Here is a 16,884-nt window from a genome sequence, read left to right on the forward strand (position 1 = left end):
GATTAGCCTCTTCATTCGGTAAAAATGCGCCAGCTGCCTCTTGGGCGGGTGGCGGCTAAAGGGCGGAATTATAACGCAAACATGTGCGCAACGCGGCAACCTGTATTATTCGGCGATCAGCCAATCCATGCGGTAGCTACCGTCCGTCTGCGCCAGCTCTTTGGCCAGCCAAGGCAACAACTCCTTGAGCTCTTCTTCCAGGCCCCACGGCGGGTTGGCGATGGCCAGGCCCGAACCATTAAGGCCCTGCGGGCTGTCCTGGTGGTGCACGTATAGCTCGACCCGCAGCAATTTCGGCGCGCCGGTGCTGGTCAGGTCCTGGTAATAGCGGGTCAGCGAGCGCTGGTCCTTGATCGGGTACCAGATGGCCACAACCGTCTGACGCATGCGGCCAATCGCCTCTTTCATGGCATTGGTGCAACGCTTGAGCTCATCGGCCTGTTCGAACGGCGGGTCGATCAGCATGATCGCGCGCTTTTCCTGCACAGGCAGCAAGGCACGCGGCACATGCCAGCCTTCGCCCAGATGCACGACCACGCGCGGGTCTTTCTTCATGTTCTCTTTGAGCAGCGGGCCGTCTTCGGGGTGCTTCTCGTTGAGCAGGGCACGGTCCTGCTGGCGCATCAGGCGGCGGGCCAGTTCGGGCGAACCTGGGTAGTAGCGCAGCTCGCCGTCGGCGTTCAGGCGCTTGATGACGCGCAGGTAGTCGTCGGCCATGGCCGGCAGGTCATCGCGGTTCCACAGACGAGCGACGCCTTCCAGGTACTCGCCGGTGCGAGTTGCCTGGTCGCCTTGCAGGTCGTACAGGCCAAGGCCTGCGTGGGTATCGATGTAGGCGAACGGCTGCTCCTTGCGCGACATCAGGGCGATGAGGCGGGTCAGCACGATGTGTTTGAGGACGTCGGCGTGGTTGCCGGCGTGGAAGGCGTGACGATAGTTCATGGCAACTCCTGCGGGGAGGGCAAGTTTACCTTGCCTTGCAGGCGGAGTCAGGCCTGGCTGCTGATTGGCGGCGCCCGCTGAGCAGGCGCCGCCAATTCAACGGGTGTTACTTGTCAGCGTGGTACGCCGCATCGGCAGTCTCGAAGCGCTGCACCATCGCCTTCGAAGGGCTGCCCATCTTGCTCACCAGCACGATGGCGATGCTCGCCAGCAGGAAGCCTGGGATGATTTCGTACAGGCCCCAGGTATCGATCTGCTTCCACACGATCACGGTCACTGCGCCCACCACGATACCGGCCAGTGCGCCGTTGCGGGTCATGCCTTTCCACAGTACCGAAATCAGCACCACCGGGCCGAAGGCAGCGCCGAAGCCGGCCCAGGCGTAGGCCACCAGGCCCAGCACGCGGTTTTCCGGGTTGGCAGCCATGGCAATGGCGATCAGGGCTACGGCCAGCACCATCAGACGGCCGACCCACACCAGCTCGAGCTGCGAAGCGTTCTTGCGCAGGAACGACTTGTAGAAGTCTTCGGTCAGGGCACTGGAGCACACCAGCAGTTGGCAGCTCAGGGTGCTCATCACCGCCGCCAGAATGGCCGACAGCAATACACCGGCGATCCATGGATTGAACAGGATCTTCGCCAGCTCGATGAACACGCGCTCGTGGTTTTCGGTCACCGGGCCCGCCAGATCAGGGTTGGCCGAGAAGTAGGCGATACCGAAGAAGCCCACGGCACAGGTACCGGCCAGGCACAGAATCATCCAGGTCATGGAGATGCGACGGGCTTTGGCAATCGATTTCACCGAATCGGCGGCCATGAAACGCGCCAGGATGTGCGGCTGACCGAAATAGCCCAGGCCCCAACCCATCAGCGAGATGATGCCAATGAAGGTAGCGCCCTTGAACATGTCGAAGTTGGCCGGGTTGACCGCCTCGATGGCAGCGAAGGTGGTGTCGAAGCCACCCGTGGAGATCAGCACGATCACCGGGGTCAGGATCAGCGCGAAGATCATCAGCGAAGCCTGCACGGTGTCGGTCCAACTTACCGCCAGGAAGCCACCCACGAAGGTGTAGGCGATGGTCGCCGCGGCGCCGGCCCACAGGGCTGTCTCGTACGACATGCCGAAGGTGCTTTCGAACAGACGGGCACCGGCAACGATGCCGGAAGCGCAGTAGATGGTGAAGAACACCAGGATGACGATCGCCGAAATGATCCGCAGCAGGCCGCTTTGGTCTTCGAAACGGCTGGAGAAGTAGTCCGGCAGGGTCAGTGCGTCACCGTTGTGTTCGGTCTGCACACGCAGACGGCCGGCCACGAACAGCCAGTTCAGGTAGGCACCAACGGTCAGGCCGATGGCGATCCAGGCCTCGGACAGGCCCGAGAAGTAGATGGCGCCCGGCAGGCCCATCAGCAGCCAGCCGCTCATGTCGGATGCGCCGGCAGACAGCGCGGTGACCACGCTACCCAGGCTGCGACCGCCCAGAATGTAATCGGAAAGGTTGTTGGTGGCGCGATAGGCGGCGAAGCCGATCAGCACCATTGCCGCGATGTAGACCACAAAAGTGATCGTTAGTGGATTGCCCATGCGTGTGCCCTGGCGTTTGTTTTTATCTCATGCACAACCGCAGCCATGGCGGTTGCACCCAGGCGGCGAATCCTATGCAACAACGCAAAGCAGGTGCAACCATTTTTCATTTGCAAGTTGCACCTTGCCGAGCATTTTTCGTAACAGCAGCCTTTTTGCTCCTTTTTGGAGCAAAAAGGCGGTTTTTCAGAATAAAACGCACCGAAAGCACCCCTTTTCAAGGTGTGGAAATGCCTGTCGGACGAGTTGCACCTTCTTCAGAAAAAATTCGGGTTGCACCTGGTTGCACCCGAATTGTCCTACAGCTACTCTTGGCGCCAGCTTAGGCCACAGCCGTGGCAATAACGAGGATAAGAAATGGCGACGACCACCCTTGGGGTCAAACTCGACGACCCGACCCGTGAGCGACTCAAAGCAGCTGCGCAGTCCATTGACCGCACGCCGCACTGGTTGATCAAGCAAGCGATCTTCAACTATCTGGAGAAGCTCGAGGGTGGTGCCACCCTGACCGAACTCAACGGTCATGTCAGCAACCTGGCCGATGATGCCGGTGAAGTCCAGGCCGACCACAGCCACCAGTGCTTCCTCGAATTCGCCGAGAGCATCCTGCCGCAGTCGGTACTGCGCTCGGCGATCACTGCCGCCTACCGCCGCCCCGAGCAGGAAGTGGTGCCGATGCTGCTGGAGCAGGCACGCCTGAGCGCGCCATTGGCCGAAGCCACCAACAAGCTGGCAGCCGGCATCGCCGAAAAACTGCGCAACCAGAAGAGCGCTGGCGGCCGTGCCGGCATCGTCCAGGGCCTGTTGCAGGAGTTCTCGCTGTCGTCCCAGGAAGGCGTGGCACTGATGTGCCTGGCCGAAGCGCTGCTGCGCATCCCTGACAAGGGCACCCGCGACGCGCTGATCCGCGACAAGATCAGCACCGGCAACTGGCAGCCGCACCTGGGCAACAGCCCGTCGCTGTTCGTCAACGCCGCTACCTGGGGCCTGCTGCTGACCGGCAAGCTGGTCAGCACCCATAACGAATCCGGCCTCACCTCCTCGCTCACCCGCATCATCGGCAAGAGCGGCGAGCCGATGATCCGCAAGGGCGTCGACATGGCCATGCGCCTGATGGGCGAGCAGTTCGTCACCGGTGAAACCATCGCCGAAGCCCTGGCCAACGCCAGCCGCTTCGAGGCCAAGGGTTTCCGCTATTCCTACGACATGCTCGGCGAAGCCGCGCTGACCGAACACGACGCGCAGAAGTACCTGGCGTCCTACGAGCAGGCCATCCACTCGATTGGCAAGGCCTCCCATGGCCGCGGCATCTATGAAGGCCCAGGTATCTCGATCAAGCTGTCGGCACTGCACCCACGCTACAGCCGTGCCCAGTACGAGCGCGTGATGGAAGAGCTGTACCCGCGCCTGCTGTCGCTGACCCTGCTGGCCAAGCAGTACGACATCGGCCTGAACATCGACGCTGAAGAGGCCGACCGCCTGGAGCTGTCGCTCGACCTGCTCGAGCGCCTGTGCTTCGAACCTTCGCTGGCGGGCTGGAACGGCATCGGTTTCGTCATCCAGGCCTACCAGAAGCGCTGCCCGTACGTGATCGACTACGTCATCGACCTGGCCAAGCGCAGCCGCCACCGCCTGATGATCCGCCTGGTTAAAGGCGCCTACTGGGACAGCGAGATCAAGCGTGCCCAGGTCGAAGGCCTGGAAGGCTACCCGGTGTACACCCGCAAGGTGTACACCGACGTGTCCTACGTTGCCTGCGCCCGCAAGCTGCTGGCCGTACCAGAAGCCATCTACCCGCAGTTCGCCACCCACAACGCCCACACCCTGTCGGCCATCTACCACATCGCCGGGCAGAACTATTACCCGGGGCAGTACGAGTTCCAGTGCCTGCACGGCATGGGTGAGCCGCTGTATGAGCAAGTGGTCGGCAAGATTGCCGATGGCAAGCTGAACCGCCCGTGCCGCGTCTATGCGCCGGTCGGCACCCACGAAACACTGCTGGCCTACCTGGTACGCCGCCTGCTGGAAAACGGCGCCAACACCTCGTTCGTCAACCGCATCGCCGACCACTCCATCTCCATCCAGGAACTGGTCGCCGACCCGGTCGCCAGCATCGAGCGCATGGGCACCCAGGAAGGCAGCATCGGCCTGCCGCACCCACGCATCCCGCTGCCGCGCGACTTGTATGGCAACGAGCGGGCCAACTCGGCCGGCATCGACATGGCCAACGAACACCGCCTGGCGTCGCTGTCCTGCGCCATGCTGGCCACCGCTCACAACGACTGGAAAGCCGCCCCGCTGCTGGCCTGCGCCGCCAGCGATAGCGCTGCCGTGCCGGTGCTGAACCCGGCCGACCTTCGCGATGTGGTGGGCCATGTGCAGGAGGCCACCGTCGCCGATGTCGACAACGCCATCCAGTGTGCACTGAACGCCGCACCGATCTGGCAGGCCACCCCACCCGCCGAACGTGCCGCCATTCTGGAGCGCACCGCCGACCTGATGGAGGCCGAGATCCAACCGCTGATGGGCCTGCTCATCCGCGAAGCCGGCAAAACCTTCGCCAACGCCATCGCAGAGGTGCGTGAAGCCGTGGACTTCCTGCGCTACTACGCGGTGCAGGCACGCAACGACTTCAGCAACGACGCCCACCGCCCGCTGGGCCCGGTGGTGTGCATCAGCCCATGGAACTTCCCGCTGGCGATCTTCACCGGCCAGGTGGCCGCAGCCCTGGCTGCCGGCAACCCGGTACTGGCCAAGCCCGCCGAGCAAACCCCGCTGATCGCCGCCCAGGCCGTGCGCCTGCTGCTGGAAGCCGGCATCCCCGAGGGCGTGCTGCAGTTGCTGCCAGGCCGCGGTGAAACCGTCGGTGCTGGCCTGGTCGGTGACGAGCGCGTCAAAGGCGTGATGTTCACCGGCTCCACCGAAGTCGCCCGCCTGCTGCAGCGCAACGTCGCCGGTCGCCTGGACAACCAGGGCCGCCCGATCCCGCTGATCGCCGAAACCGGTGGCCAGAACGCGATGATCGTCGACTCCTCGGCACTGACCGAGCAGGTGGTGATCGACGTGGTTTCCTCGGCCTTCGACAGCGCTGGCCAGCGTTGCTCGGCCCTGCGCGTACTGTGCCTGCAGGAAGACTCCGCCGACCGCGTGATCGAAATGCTCAAGGGCGCCATGGCCGAAAGCCGCCTGGGCTGCCCGGACCGCCTGGCCGTGGACATTGGCCCGGTGATCGACGCCGAAGCCAAGGCCGGCATCGAGAAGCACATCCAGGGCATGCGTGAAAAAGGCCGCTCGGTCTATCAGGTTGCCATTGCCGATGCTGCCGAGATCAAGCGCGGCACCTTCGTCATGCCAACCCTGATCGAGCTGGACAGCTTCGACGAGCTCAAGCGTGAAATCTTCGGCCCGGTACTGCACGTGGTGCGCTACAACCGCCGCAACCTGGACCAGCTGATCGAGCAGATCAACAACTCTGGCTATGGCCTGACCCTCGGCGTGCACACCCGCATCGACGAGACCATCGCCAAGGTGGTGGAAACCGCCAATGCCGGCAACATGTACGTAAACCGCAATATTGTCGGTGCGGTGGTGGGCGTGCAGCCGTTCGGCGGTGAAGGCCTGTCCGGCACCGGCCCGAAAGCAGGCGGCCCGCTGTACCTGTACCGCCTGCTGTCGACCCGCCCGGCCGACGCGATTGGCCGCCACTTCCAGCAGCAGGACGGCGAAGGCAAGCCAGACCGCACCCTGCACGAACAGCTGATCAAGCCGCTGCATGGTCTGAAGGCCTGGGCCGAGAGCAACCAGCTGGCTGACCTGGCTGCGCTGTGCGACCAGTTCGCCAGCCAGTCGCAAAGCGGCATCGCCCGCCTGCTGCCAGGCCCGACCGGCGAGCGCAACAGCTACACCATCCTGCCGCGCGAGCACGTGCTGTGCCTGGCGGACAACGAAGCCGACCTGCTGGCGCAACTGGCTGCGGTACTGGCCGTTGGCAGCTCGGCGGTGTGGGCTGACAGCGAACCGGGCAAGGCCCTGCGTGCCCGCCTGCCGCGTGAGCTGCAGGCCAAGGTCAAGCTGGTGGCGGACTGGAACAAGGATGACGTGGCGTTCGACGCCGTGATCCACCATGGCGACTCGGACCAGCTGCGCAGCGTGTGCCAGCAGGTGGCCAAGCGCGCCGGGGCGATCGTCGGTGTGCACGGGCTGTCCAGCGGGGATCACCAGATTGCGCTGGAGCGGTTGGTGATTGAGCGGGCGGTGAGTGTGAATACTGCGGCGGCGGGTGGTAACGCCAGCCTGATGACCATTGGCTGAGGCTGAGGGTTGTTGAAGAAAAGGGAGGGCTTAGGCTCTCCCTTTTTTATGGGCGGTTGTCTTGAGATAGGGTTGGGCTGACAGGTTCTCGCCACAGCATTATCTGCGCCTGTGAGACCGAGCGCCGCCCGCGCGGCGCATCGCGACGCAAGGCCGCTCCTACATTTGTTTCGGGTCAGTCTCTCCTGTGCCTATGGCGCGCGTACCCTGGGTGGCATGGCTGGAGATCGATAAAGAGCGACTGCGTCCCCTTCGATACCTCATGGAACACACAAGGCGGACAGCGGTGGTCTCACAGGATGGACTGGCCCGAAACAAATGTAGGAGCGGCCTTGCGTCGCGATGCGCCGCGCGGGCGGCGCTCGATCTCATAGGCGCAGAATTTGTTGTGGCGAACACCTGTCAGCCTTCATGCAATCCGAAGGCGACCACTCACTGCTTCATGCCCAACTCGGCATCATCCATCAGCGCCTTGGCCATGGCGCTCAGGTAATGCGCAGCCCATATCATCATCGGTTTCTCGTCCATCAGCCCGGTGATGGTCGGTGCCCCGGTGGTATGCCGGCAAATTTGCTTTACCAACCAGATCGAGCGCCGCCCGCGCGGGCTTCGCAGTACAAGGCTGCCCATCTCTTTCTGGCAAGTTAGGTCTGCACCAATGCGTAAGATTGGCTTGTTTCTTCGGCGTTCTATCTAGAGGAACACCAAGAACCAGGTGATTCCCCAGAAACAACCTTCCCCCGGACCGATCATGACCCGCCTCTCTGTTGAGGGATCGTAATCCTTTCAGTGTTTTACAAAAAATTTAACCCCCCTAACCCTCCACAAGCGCCAACCCGTTAATTAATGGGTGATTTTTCTGACCCTTCGAAGAAGTGTAGGAATAAAGCTACAAATGCCAGAAAGAATTCCTACGCCGATCTTCCACTAAGAATTCCGGGCAGATCTTGAACCAAGGAAAAAACAAGTGATACAAAAGCCCTGCGCAAAAAGCGCACTCAAACCAACTCTATAGGAGCAGTAGCCATGGGACGTCGTCGTTCTGAAATCAATACTCTGCAAATCCCTCGCGTGATGAACTACACATTTACCGAGTCCGAGATTGAGTTCCTCAACATGCTGTAAGCCATAAACCAGAAGGGGCTTAGCCCCTTCTGGTCCGACATAGGAGCTAGAGATGATTACCGAACGCGAGCTGACCACAGAAGAAGCATACAACCGCCTGATAAGACTGCATCAGCACTTGGGCCTTCACTCGAAAACAAAACTATCAAAAAATAATAGCTTGGTCGCCACATGCCACTTATACAACAGCGCCTACCAAGAAGTGTCCTGCGGTGCAGGAAAGGGAGAACACTGTGAGCTAGGAGCTCTTGCTGAAAGCTTAGAGCATTACTTTGTCGACAAGTCGACGCCAACCACCATCGCAAGCGAAAAAATTTTGCAGTCGATAGACCCGTTTGACGACTGGCTACTAAAGTCAATCCCGCCTCATTGCCAAATACCTTACTTTGGACTTCAAGCACTGGACAGCTATGACGAAATAAAAATACCCGCGATACTGATAGCCCCCTCCTCCAGAAATACCGATGAGATTGAGAAAACCGCGGCAGGGTATCTTGCCAAATATGCGACCAATTCTGGCACAGCTATTGGCTGTACTGAGAGCGAAGCTCTCTTACACGCCATAAATGAATCTATCGAACGCCACACCCTGTCGATGTACTATCTATCGCTTTGCAACCTGACCTCCCCCCTAGAGATCTACCGACCCTCCAATTCATTTCTGGAAGACACCTTCACTCACGACAAGAAACTTTTGCGCCACGCAAGCAACCTAGAAATATACTTGACCCACGATTTCTATGACGTTCCATTTTGCATTGCTATCTCTCGCAACAAAAAAGAAGGCTCTCTCAGCGGCATCGGCTCGGGAAGCTCCATAAACCCATCGATTGCAATGTACCGCGCTGTAACTGAACAGATTCAGTGCGAACAACTTTCCGGACCGAAAGAAAAACAAGAAGATCTCGCCACGAAGAAAGTGCTTGCCTACTCAGAAAAACTTTCTCAACTTCTACACCCACGCCCTAAGTACAACGCGCCTGAATATCATCCGCCTCGTATAGAACTCAGCGTACGCGGACAGATCAAGCGCACGCTAATCAACCTGGGCAAGAATAATAAAACCGTATTCTACCGCACCCTATATGAGCACCCCGACTTCGCCACAGTCGTACAAGTTTTTATACCCGGACTGGAGCGCTTCCATTTGATAAGGTCCGGGATTCCAGTCGCGCCGCAAAGCGCGTTCAAACGCATAAGGCAATGATATGCATATATACCGAGGCATACTCGCCGCCCTGAGCGCGACCTTAGTTCTCAAAGTCGCGACCGTCGTACCTGCCCTGATCCTGGCTGACATTATCGACAACCTGTCCACCTCGGCCTCGTCTTCTCTCGTTCTGCTCGGTGCCTTCATATGCCTTGTCGCCCTACAAGCCTCGTTGACCCCTTTGCAAGCCTGGTGCCTGGCGCGGCTCTGCCAGGAGCGCGTGAAGCAGCTTTCCATGCGCTGGTGCCGAGGGTTGCTGGACAAACGCTTCGAGGCCTATGGACAACTCCATGGCGGAACCTTGGTGAAGGTACTGGATAGAGGAATTACGGCCCAGGAGCGATGGCTAGGCTTTCTGATCGGCTCGGCATGGCCGGTACTGGTCGAAGCTGTGGTACTGATCACGCTGTTCACGTACCTCGGAGCTACCTCGGTATTGATCGGCCTGGTCCCCTTGAGCTTGGCGTATCTGTGGGCAAACGATCGGCTGGTGCGCTGGCGCCGGCCCCGTATCGAGGCAGTCAACTCGCGGGAGGACGAACTGGCGGAACAATGGGTTGATACCTTCGCCAGCGCCTCAACGGTCAAGCTGGAGAAGGCCGAGGATGCCGCAATGATTCCCGTGAACCAGACACTGTCGGGCTATGCCGACTCAGCGGTAGGGGTTGCCTACAGTGGCGGATGGCTTCAGGGCTTGCGTACTCTATTCATTGGCCTGGGCAGTGGTGGTTTGCTCTTGTGGGGTATCCAAGATCAATCACAGGCAACACCGCATCTGAGCCTGGGCGAGCTTGTTGCCCTCTTTACCCTGGTGAGTGGATTGCTCGCCGGCGTTGCACAACTGGCGGAAGCCTGGCGGGTGCTCGACCAATTCAGACTCGACAAACGCAAGCTCGAACACTGGCTCGGGCTTCCTGTGTTCGGACCGACAGTCTCCATAGAGGCAGAACCCAAAAATGAAAACGCAGGGCTTTGCATTACCCCCTGCCAACTCAGCGCTCGAAACGCGCTGCAACTGCTGATCGATGAGCCCTTGGTAATTCGTGCAGGAGAACGGGTCGCACTGGTTGGGCCCAGCGGGTGCGGCAAGTCGACACTTCTGCATGCGCTGGCAGGAACGGTATTCCAGTTGCGCAAGCATGTTTACTTGCACGGCAGATGCCTGGCTGCGCTCGGCGCGTGTGAGCAGTTCCGTCGTTTACGACTCTGCCCTCAGGATGCGTACTTCATACCCGGTCCACTGCCTCGCGCAGTCCTGTTCGAGCATGCTCATGATCGCGTTCAAATCGAACGGTGGCTTGAACACCTGGGGCTGAGCAAAGACTGGTACGAGCTTGATCTGGATGCACGCGCGGAATCCATTTCGGGTGGCGAAGCACGCAGGCTGATGTTGCTTCGCTTGCTTAACCGGCCCGGCGAATTCAATTTTTTTGACGAGCCCACAGCTGGGCTTGATGCCGGATCGGCTGCGCGAACCTGGGATCTGCTGTTCGAAACATTCCAAGGGAAAGGGCTGATCTGCGTAACGCACGATCAGAGTGCCCTGTCACGCTTTGATCGGGTGATCACCATGAGCGAGGGACGGATCATCAACCAAGAGAAAACGAAGATCGCTCAGGACGCTGGGCTACCGGGCGCTCGCACATAACCTACATTGCATTACCAGACCCTGTAGGAGCGGCCTTGTGTCGCGATCCGCCGCGCGGGCGGCGCTCGATCTCACAGGCGCAGAAGTTGTTGTGGCGGACACCTGTCAGCCTTCATGCGATCCGAAGGCGACCACTCACTGCTTCATGCCCAACTCGGCATCATCCATCAGCGCCTTGGCCATGGCGCTCAGGTAGTGGGCAGCCCAGATCATCATCGGCTTCTCGTCCATCAGGCCGGTGATGGTCAGTTCGCGTACATAGCCCATCAATTCCGACGACTGCTCGCGGGCGTCCCTGCAGGGGATGCCGGGCTCGATTCGGAACAGTGGATGCGTGCCGTTTTCGCCTTGGTAAAAAGCGGTCTTGCCGACGGTGAACTGGGTGTCTTCTGTTGTCATTGTTCAATCACCTGAAAATTCTCTAGTGCCTGGGCGGGCCCTTTCGCGGGTTTACCCGCGAAGAGGCCCGTCCAAGCGACACATCACACAAGCCTTAATGCAAAGGCCGAGGCCCTACGGGCATCTGGGCTGAAGCAGCATTGCCTGATGCACCACGGTGGCGGCACATAGCGCGTAGTCCGTGGCCTGGATCAGGGTGTCTTCAAGGGAATGGGCGTTATGGGGTGGATCGAGGACTATCTTCAGCATCATGGTTCACCTAGTGATAAAGGCCACCACACACCTGCTGTCAAACAAGAGGGTGGCAGCTGTACATGGGTTGACAGACCGGTAGGCAAACCAAAACCCGGCGCACACGAAGTGCCCCATGCACAGCTGCCATAAAGGCAGAGCCATGCGGTTTGACCTAAGCAGCCTGTCAAAGCCGGTCACTGATTTGGCAGCGACCACCCGAGACTAGGGCCCGATCCAGAGCACCGCAATGGCTTGAAGGGGTTTGGGAGTATGTTTGGGGAATGGACTACATGGAATAGGTGAAAACCTAAAATTGTCTGCCGAAACTGGCCGGAATGCGGTGAGGCTGGAAGGTGTTCGACTCACCCTTTGCAGCGCCTGTGAGATCGAGCGCCGCCCGCGCGGCGCATCGCGACGCAAGGCCGCTCCTACATTTGTTTCGGGCCAGTCTCTCCTGTGCCTATGGCGCGCGTAGCCTGGGTGCATGGCTGGAGATCGATAAGAGCGACTGCGCCCCCTTCGATACCGCATGGAACAAACAAGGCGGGCAGCGGTGGCCTAACAGGATGGACTGGCCCGAAACAGATGTGGGAGCGGCCTTGCGTCGCGATGCGCCGCGCGGGCGGCGCTCGGTCTCACAGGCGCAGAAAGCATCAAGGCAAGCACCTGTATGCCCCACCCGTTCTAAACCCATATCACCCAAACCTATTAACCTCCCCCCACACCACCCGATTCCCTACACTCGCAGCATCCCGCCTCAGGACCGCCCCCATGCCCGAGACCCTGCTCAGCCCTCGTAACCTGGCCTTCGAGCTCTACGAAGTACTCGACGCCGAAGCCCTCACCCAGCGCCCGCGTTTCGCCGAGCACAGCCGTGAAACCTTCGACGCGGCACTGACCACCGCCCGCACCATCGCCGAAAAGTACTTCGCCCCGCACAACCGCAAGGCCGACGAAAACGAGCCGCGCTACGTGGATGGTCGCGCGGAGCTGATCACCGAGGTGAAGCCTGCCGTCGACGCCTTCCTCGAAGCCGGCTTTCTCAACACCAACCGGGACTTCGAGGTGGGTGGCATGCAGCTGCCCAGCCTGGTGTCGCAGGCCTGCTTCGCCCACTTCCAGGCCGCCAACGCCGGCACCACGGCCTACCCATTCCTGACCATGGGCGCAGCCAACCTGATCGAGAGTTTCGGCACAGAGGAACAGAAGCGCCTGTTCCTGCAACCGATGATCGAGGGCCGCTACTTCGGTACCATGGCGCTGACCGAGCCCCACGCCGGCTCGTCTCTGGCCGACATCCGCACCCGCGCCGAACCTGCACCCGACGGCAGCTACCGGCTCAAAGGCAACAAGATCTTCATCTCCGGTGGCGACCACGAACTGTCGGAAAACATCGTGCACATGGTGCTGGCCAAGCTGCCGGACGCCCCGCCCGGGGTGAAAGGCATCTCGCTGTTCATCGTGCCCAAGTTCAACGTCAACCCGGACGGCAGCCGTGGCCCGCGTAACGACGTGCTGCTGGCCGGCTTGTTCCACAAGATGGGCTGGCGTGGCACCACCTCCACCGCGCTGAACTTCGGCGACAACGGCGAGTGCGTCGGCTACCTGGTGGGCCAGCCGCACCAGGGCCTGGCCTGCATGTTCCAGATGATGAACGAGGCGCGTATCGGCGTCGGCATGGGTGCAGTGATGCTAGGTTACGCCGGCTACCTTCACTCGTTGGAATACGCCCGACAGCGTCCGCAGGGCCGGCTACCGGACAACAAAGACCCACACAGCCAAGCGGTGCCGATCATCGAACATAGCGATGTAAAGCGCATGCTGCTGGCCCAGAAGGCTTACGTGGAAGGTGCCTTTGACCTGGGCCTGTATGCCGCCCGTCTATTCGACGATACTCACACCGCCAGCGAAGAAAGCACCCGCCAGCAGACCCAGGAACTGCTCGACCTGCTGACTCCGATCGTCAAGTCGTGGCCGTCGACGTTCTGCCTCAAGGCCAACGAACTGGCGATCCAGATTCTCGGCGGCCACGGCTACACCCGCGAATATCCGGTGGAACAGTATTACCGCGACAACCGCCTGAACCCGATTCACGAAGGCACCGAGGGTATTCAGTCGCTCGACTTGCTTGGCCGCAAGCTGGCGCAAAACAATGGCGCCGGGCTCAAACAACTCATCCGCCTGATCGCCAACACCGGCGAGCGCGCCAGCCACCACCCCAACCTCGACCCACTGCGCCAGCCACTGGAACAACTGGTCAACCGCCTGCAAAGCGTAACGCTGGCCCTGCTCGGCGACCTGGCACAAGGCAAAGTCGCTGGCACCCTGGCCAACTCAGCCCTGTACCTCAAGGCTTTCGGCCATTGCGTGATCGGCTGGCGCTGGCTGGAGCAGGCGATTCACGCCGAGCTTGGTTTGCTCAAGGGCAACGCTGCCGACCGCGACTTCTACCTCGGCAAGCTCCAGGCCGCACGTTATTTCCTGACCTGGGAAGTACCGGGCTGCCATAATGAGCTGGCATTGCTAGAGGCGCGCGACGATACCTGCCTCGCCATGCAAGACGGGTGGTTCTAGGGGGAGCCACCGTGTACACGGAGGCTTTTGCATGTTCGATTCCAGCGCCCTGCTGCGCCAGCGCTTCGCCGCGCTGCGCAGTACGGCCGAGTTGTTTTCCCTGCGCCATGTGAAACAGTCGCACCAGGCGCTGTCGGTTCGGCGCAACGTTGCCGAACCACCGTTCTTCAGCCAGGACGAAGGCGCCATGCTCACCGTGCGGGTCAACGGCGTGGAGGCCTATGCGGCCACCGCCGACATGTCCCAGGCCGGCCTGCAACGCGCACTGGAACAAGCCGAGGCACTTGCCCGGCAGATCGCTCCGCACAGCCTGCTGGACCTGCGCGAGCAGCCGGTGACCAGCGCTCGTCACGACCACCTCTCACCCCATTTCGACCAGCCCGTGCCTAGCCTCGCCGACTGCCTCGGCCTGCTGGCTGCCGAATCGGCCAGCGTGCCAAAGGACAGCCGCCTGGTGGACTGGCAGGCCAGCCTGGGCCTGAGCCTGGTCGAGCAAACCTACCTGAACTCGGCCGGCGCCGAGCTACGCCATGCCCAGCGTTTCCTGTTCCCAGGCCTGGGTGTGACCGCCAGCGACGGCCAGGATAGCCAAAGCCGCAGCCTGGGCCGCGACAACTTCGGCCAACAGGGCGGTTTCGAGATCATCGAGCGCTGCGGACTGGTCGGCGCCGCGCGGCAGGTCGCCGACGAGGCACTGCAACTGCTGATGGCCCCCAACACCCCAAGCGGCCCGCGCGACCTGCTGCTGATGCCGGACCAGATGATGCTGCAGATCCACGAGTCCATCGGCCACCCGCTGGAGATGGACCGCATCCTCGGCGACGAGCGCAACTACGCCGGCACCAGCTTCGTCAAAGCCAGCGACTTCGGCCACCTGCAATACGGTTCCAGCCTGCTGAACGTAACCTTCGACCCGACCATCGGCGAAGAGCTGGCCAGCTACAGCTTTGATGATGACGGCACCCCGGCCAGCAAGCAGTTCCTGATCCGCGACGGCCTGCTGCTGCGCCCACTGGGCGGCGCGCTGTCGCAGTTCCGCTCTGGCCTGGACGGCGTGGCCAACAGCCGCGCCTGTGGCTGGAACCGTGCCCCGATCGACCGCATGGCCAACCTCAACATCGAACCGGGCGACCAAAGCCTGCAGCAGCTGATCCAGGGCATCGAGCACGGCATCCTGATGCGTACCAACCGTTCCTGGTCCATCGACGATGCGCGCAACAAGTTCCAGTTCGGCTGCGAATGGGGCCAACTGATCGAAAATGGCGAGCTGAAGGGCATCGTCAAGAACCCCAACTACCGTGGCATCTCCGCGCAGTTCTGGCTCAACCTGTCGGCCGTCGGCGACCGCAGCACCTTCCAGGTACTGGGCACGCCCAACTGCGGCAAGGGCGAACCCAACCAGGTGGTGCGGGTCGGCCATGCCTCGCCGGCCTGCGTGTTCCGCCAGATCGACGTATTCGGAGGAGACGCCTGATGCAACATGCTTTCGAAACCCTGGTCGGGGATGTGCGCGCCGCCCTGCAAGCAGGCGAACAGTTCACCCTCGGCTACAGCGCCGAACAGTCGCAATTCGTGCGTTTCAACCACGCCAAGGTGCGCCAGGCCGGTGAAGTGAGCCAGGCCAGCGCTCAACTGCGGCTGGTGCACGATGGCCGCCAGGCGGAACAGCAAGTGACCTTGAGTGGCGAGGTGCAGGTGGACCGCCAGCGCCTGGCCGATGCTCTGGCGCAATTGCGCCAGACCCTGCCGCTGTTGGCCCTCGACCCCTACCTGCGCCTGGACGAAAGCGCCTGGCACAGCCACAGCCTGCAAGAACAACCACTGCCCGAGCTGGACGAAGTGCTGGCCTTGCTCGACAGCGAGGCAGGTGACCTGGACCTGGTCGGCATCTACGCCGCAGGCCCTATCTGCCGAGGCTTTGCCAGTTCGTTCGGGGCCTTTGGCTGGCACCAGGCCAACAGTTTCAACTTCGACTGGAGCCTTTTCCACGAAAACGGCCAGGCGGTGAAGGCCAACTATGCCGGCCAGCTGTGGAGCGCCGAAGACTTCATCGCACGCCTGCGCCAGGCACGTGAACAACTGGGCTTCCTCGGTCGCCCGGCGATCACCCTCAAACCGGGAAGCTACCGCGCCTACCTGGCCCCGGCAGCCATGGACGAGATCGCCGGCATGCTCTGCTGGGGCGGTTTTTCCGCGCAGGCCCTGGCCACTGGCAACAGCGCCCTGCAGCGCTTGTACAACGGCGATGCACGGCTGAGCCCGCTGGTGAGTTTCACCGAGCAGGTCAGCGGGTCGCTAAGCCCGGCGTTTTCCGACGAAGGTGCGCCGCGCCTGGATGTGCCGTTGATCCAGCAGGGCCAGGCCCAGCAGCGATTGATCAGTGCGCGCAGTGCGGCCGAGTTCGAGCTGCTGGCCAATGGCGCCGACAGCTACGAGTCGCCCTGTGCGCTCAGCCTGGCACCGGGTAACCTGGCCAGCGAGCAGGTCCTTGAGCGACTGGGTACTGGGCTGTACATCAGTAACCTGTGGTACCTGAACTACTCTGACCTTCCGGCAGCGCGGATGACCGGTTTGACCCGATTCGCCACTTTCTGGGTGGAAAACGGGCAGATCCAGGGGCCGGTAAGTACCATGCGTTTCGATGACAGCCTGTACAGCCTGCTCGGCAGCCAGCTGGAGGACCTGACCCAGGCGCGCGAAATGATCCTGTCGACCAGTACCTATGGACAGCGCAGTACCGGGTCGAGTCATTTGCCGGGGGCACTGGTCAAAGGCCTGACCCTGACATTGTGATAGGCATTAGCGGCCTCTTCGCGGGCAAGCCCGCTCCTACAGGGAACGCACAATCCTTGTAGG

General features: G+C 61.3%; 10 protein-coding genes and 1 pseudogene. 6 read left to right on the forward strand and 5 right to left on the reverse strand.

What is annotated here, in order from left to right:
- Window positions 1-105: 105 nt before the first annotated feature.
- Both AB5975_07650 and putP read right to left on the reverse strand, forming a co-directional pair.
- The gene (locus tag AB5975_07650) at window positions 106-942 is read right to left on the reverse strand and encodes a 23S rRNA (adenine(2030)-N(6))-methyltransferase RlmJ (protein ID XDR21710.1); all 837 of its coding nucleotides are present in this window, start codon (window positions 940-942) and stop codon (window positions 106-108) included.
- A 106-nt stretch (window positions 943-1,048) separates the two neighbouring features.
- The gene (putP, locus tag AB5975_07655) at window positions 1,049-2,527 is read right to left on the reverse strand and encodes a sodium/proline symporter PutP (protein XDR21711.1); all 1,479 of its coding nucleotides are present in this window, start codon (window positions 2,525-2,527) and stop codon (window positions 1,049-1,051) included.
- Between the two features lie 357 nt (window positions 2,528-2,884).
- On the opposite strand from putP, the gene putA reads away from it, so the two are divergent.
- Window positions 2,885-6,838 carry a trifunctional transcriptional regulator/proline dehydrogenase/L-glutamate gamma-semialdehyde dehydrogenase gene (gene putA, locus AB5975_07660; GenBank protein XDR21712.1) on the forward strand — a complete coding sequence of 1,318 codons (3,954 nt, stop codon included), beginning with the start codon at window positions 2,885-2,887 and terminating at the stop codon, window positions 6,836-6,838.
- A 432-nt stretch (window positions 6,839-7,270) separates the two neighbouring features.
- Here the strand turns inward: putA and AB5975_07665 are convergent.
- Window positions 7,271-7,381: pseudogene (locus tag AB5975_07665) on the reverse strand (DUF3077 domain-containing protein).
- A gap of 634 nt (window positions 7,382-8,015) precedes the next feature.
- On the opposite strand from AB5975_07665, the gene AB5975_07670 reads away from it, so the two are divergent.
- Window positions 8,016-9,170: a YcaO-like family protein gene (locus AB5975_07670; protein ID XDR21713.1), complete on the forward strand. Its 1,155-nt coding sequence runs from the start codon at window positions 8,016-8,018 to the stop codon at window positions 9,168-9,170.
- A 1-nt stretch (window position 9,171) separates the two neighbouring features.
- On the forward strand, window positions 9,172-10,821 hold the full coding sequence (locus tag AB5975_07675; protein ID XDR21714.1) for an ATP-binding cassette domain-containing protein: 1,650 nt from the start codon (window positions 9,172-9,174) through the stop codon (window positions 10,819-10,821).
- Between the two features lie 135 nt (window positions 10,822-10,956).
- Here the strand turns inward: AB5975_07675 and AB5975_07680 are convergent, their stop codons facing one another.
- On the reverse strand, window positions 10,957-11,220 hold the full coding sequence (locus AB5975_07680; GenBank protein ID XDR21715.1) for a DUF3077 domain-containing protein: 264 nt from the start codon (window positions 11,218-11,220) through the stop codon (window positions 10,957-10,959).
- A gap of 114 nt (window positions 11,221-11,334) precedes the next feature.
- On the reverse strand, window positions 11,335-11,469 hold the full coding sequence (locus AB5975_07685; GenBank protein ID XDR23067.1) for a hypothetical protein: 135 nt from the start codon (window positions 11,467-11,469) through the stop codon (window positions 11,335-11,337).
- Window positions 11,470-12,225: 756 nt separating this feature from the next.
- On the opposite strand from AB5975_07685, the gene AB5975_07690 reads away from it, so the two are divergent.
- Genes AB5975_07690 through AB5975_07700 form a run of 3 tightly spaced genes read left to right on the forward strand, consistent with a single transcriptional unit; the run spans window position 12,226 to window position 16,821 of the window.
- The gene (locus AB5975_07690) at window positions 12,226-14,028 is read left to right on the forward strand and encodes an acyl-CoA dehydrogenase (protein ID XDR21716.1); all 1,803 of its coding nucleotides are present in this window, start codon (window positions 12,226-12,228) and stop codon (window positions 14,026-14,028) included.
- Between the two features lie 31 nt (window positions 14,029-14,059).
- Window positions 14,060-15,502 (forward strand): TldD/PmbA family protein, encoded by a 1,443-nt coding sequence (locus AB5975_07695; GenBank protein ID XDR21717.1) that lies wholly within the window; start codon window positions 14,060-14,062, stop codon window positions 15,500-15,502.
- Window positions 15,502-16,821 carry a TldD/PmbA family protein gene (locus AB5975_07700; GenBank protein XDR21718.1) on the forward strand — a complete coding sequence of 440 codons (1,320 nt, stop codon included), beginning with the start codon at window positions 15,502-15,504 and terminating at the stop codon, window positions 16,819-16,821. Before AB5975_07695 ends, AB5975_07700 begins: the two co-directional genes overlap by 1 nt.
- The last annotated feature ends 63 nt before the right edge of the window (window positions 16,822-16,884 follow it).

The organism is Pseudomonas putida (assembly GCA_041071465.1).
GTDB classification, from domain to species: Bacteria; Pseudomonadota; Gammaproteobacteria; order Pseudomonadales; family Pseudomonadaceae; genus Aquipseudomonas; species Aquipseudomonas putida_P.